The 2580-nt window shown below is 37.5% G+C and carries 1 protein-coding gene, 1 tRNA gene and 2 rRNA genes; all 4 read right to left on the bottom strand.

Annotation, left to right across the window (positions count from 1 at the left end; translation table 11 throughout):
- Positions 1-421 precede the first annotated feature (421 nt).
- A complete protein-coding gene (locus tag FCS21_RS15645) occupies positions 422-1669 on the bottom strand; it encodes a DEAD/DEAH box helicase (protein ID WP_138624465.1) in 1248 nt (415 codons plus the stop codon).
- 323 nt (positions 1670-1992) lie between these two features.
- Positions 1993-2077, bottom strand: a tRNA-Tyr gene (locus FCS21_RS15640).
- A 35-nt stretch (positions 2078-2112) separates the two neighbouring features.
- Positions 2113-2227: ribosomal RNA gene (gene rrf / locus FCS21_RS15635) — 5S ribosomal RNA — on the bottom strand.
- A 120-nt stretch (positions 2228-2347) separates the two neighbouring features.
- Positions 2348-2462, bottom strand: a 5S ribosomal RNA gene (rrf, locus tag FCS21_RS15630).
- Positions 2463-2580 lie beyond the last annotated feature (118 nt).

Here is a 2580-nt window from a genome sequence, read left to right as displayed (position 1 = left end):
TGTGAGTGTTCACACAAATTGCATGATAACTAATTGTTAAAGAATCTTACTATTAAGTAGTAAGGAGCAACTAATCACATTCGTTAGTTGCTTGGCTTCGTTGCTCTTGCTCCGAAGCAGGATGCGTATCATACGCTTCCGAGTTTCGATGTCAACGTTTATTTTAAAGTATTTTAAAAACATTTTAAAAGTTCACGTTAAGTTAACATATTTATCTTAAAAGGTAAGAGATAACTTATCAAAACAGTTCGTTGATGGTTCATTTTGCGTGAACCCCTTGGAACTGGAGCGCATTATAGAGAGCTTTAGCGATACTACAAGCACTAATTTTGTTTTTATTACTGTTCGATTATAATTACAACGAATCGTATGTTATCTAGCAGTTTATGGCTTATAAACACTCCGACAAAGACTATTTAAGTTAACGTCGTCTTCGTTCACGATTACCGTTGGGTTTAGCTTTACCACTTTTACCTAGTGCGTTTTGACGTGCTTTTTTCTTATTTATTGGACGACTTTCTTTTTTTGCTACTTTTGTTAAGTCTGGCTCATAACCCGGTAACCACTGCTGCAGTAAACTAATATCAAGTAATTCCTCAATCGCTGTTAATAGCCATTCTTCACCTGGACTGACTAAAGAAACAGCCATACCTGAATTTCCTGCTCTCGCGGTTCGCCCTATGCGATGAACATAATCTTCTGCATTATATGGAAGCTCATAATTAATAACGTGAGATAGCCCTTTTATATCAATACCTCTTGCAGCGACATCTGTAGCAATTAAGGCCCGAATTTTTCCTTCTTTAAGCTCTTGTAAAGCTTTGTCACGTGCGCCTTGAGATTTATCTCCATGTATAGCTAATGATTTCACTCCATCTTTCGTCATTTCTTTTGCTAAATCATCGGCACATTGTTTAGTACGTGTGAACACCAACACTTGTTTCCAGTTATTTGAACCTATTAGAAACGAAGTTAGCTCTCTCTTACGATCTGCATCAACACCATAAACAAGCTGTTCTACATCATCAGCTGCTTTATTTTTATCATCTATTTCTACCATTTTAGGGTTTACTAGAATTTTTTTACTCATTTTATAAATATCGTCCGCAAATGTTGCAGAGAAGAGTAAGGTTTGTTTATCTTTTGGTAGACATTGAGTGATCTGATCTATTTCATCTTTGAAACCCATATCTAGCATACGGTCTGCTTCATCAAAAACTAGCGTATCTATACTAGCTAAACTTACCGATTCTGTTCTCAGAAGATCTAATAACCTTCCAGGAGTTGCAATTAAAATATCAACACCTGTTTTTAATTCAATAATTTGTTTTTTTGTGCTTACACCGCCATAGGCAATACCAGTAACAACAGAGGTAAATTGTCCATAGTGGCAAAAGCTTTGGTGTACCTGCTGGGCAAGCTCTCTGGTAGGGGCTAATACCAATGCTCTTAACATTGGTTTACAAGGTTGTGCTAGTAAGATTTTTTGTATGATGGGTAATGCAAACGCGGCTGTTTTACCTGTACCTGTTTGCGCTCTTGCCATAAGATCGTGTTTAGCCAGGATAAGAGGGATACTTTGCTTTTGTATTTCTGTTGGTTCATCGTAAGCAGATTCTGTTATTGCTTGTAGCAATGTTGAATCCAAAGCAAAAGAAGAAAAGGTCATTTGTTTAACCTGTTAGTATTTAATTTCTGTGATTATACCAGAAGTACTATATTACATTAAGTACCTTTGACAATGTGGACGGGTAAATCTGTAGGTTGATAACTATTTATAAATACAATAGGCGGAAATTATAAATACAATAGGCGCAAAACTTCTGCCGTTTTGATATAGATAGGTAACAAGCTTCTAAAATATATGGCGTATGTAATTATAGAGGTAGGATCGATGATAATTATATTAGGGGTAATATAGTAGAAAAATTGAAAAAAGATCAAAAAAATACCAGCATATAGCTGGTATTAATTTATTCTTACAGAATTATATGGTGGAGGGAGGTGGATTCGAACCACCGAAGGCTGAGCCGTCAGATTTACAGTCTGATCCCTTTGGCCACTCGGGAACCCCTCCACGGGGCCATTACATCATTAACGATGGAATTAGGAGTCTAGCAATGTCCTACTCTCACATGGGAACTCCCACACTACCATCGGCGCAACTGCGTTTCACTGCTGAGTTCGGAATGGTATCAGGTGGGGCCACAGCGCTATTGTCGCTAAACAAAAAACTTTTATTTATTATGTTACTTAAAAAATATAAGTAATCTAGTAAATAAAAACTTTACCAAAAAACCCGTTACATCAGTAACGGGCTTCTCTAGTGCTTTCGCACAAATTAGAAGTCTAGCAATGTCCTACTCTCACATGGGAACTCCCACACTACCATCGGCGCAACTGCGTTTCACTGCTGAGTTCGGAATGGGTTCAGGTGGGGCCACAGCGCTATTGTCGCTAAACAAAAAGGGGACAATCTTAGAAAGCTTTGCTCATTGAGCGATAAATATCGTTTGGTTTTCTTGAGTCAAGTAACACGCAGTACGTGATTTTACATTTTCATGTCTTTGTCAGTCTTCA

The organism is Colwellia ponticola (genome assembly GCF_005885605.1).
Classification (GTDB): domain Bacteria; phylum Pseudomonadota; class Gammaproteobacteria; order Enterobacterales; family Alteromonadaceae; genus Colwellia; species Colwellia ponticola.
Note: the sequence above shows the minus strand (reverse complement) of the source record. Positions and strands in the feature narration are given on the sequence as shown.

What these genes read in the sequence shown, in the direction of transcription:
- FCS21_RS15645 (WP_138624465.1), bottom strand. Translation starts at nt 1,669, where the DNA reads ATGACCTTTTCTTCTTTTGCTTTGGATTCAACATTGCTACAAGCAATA.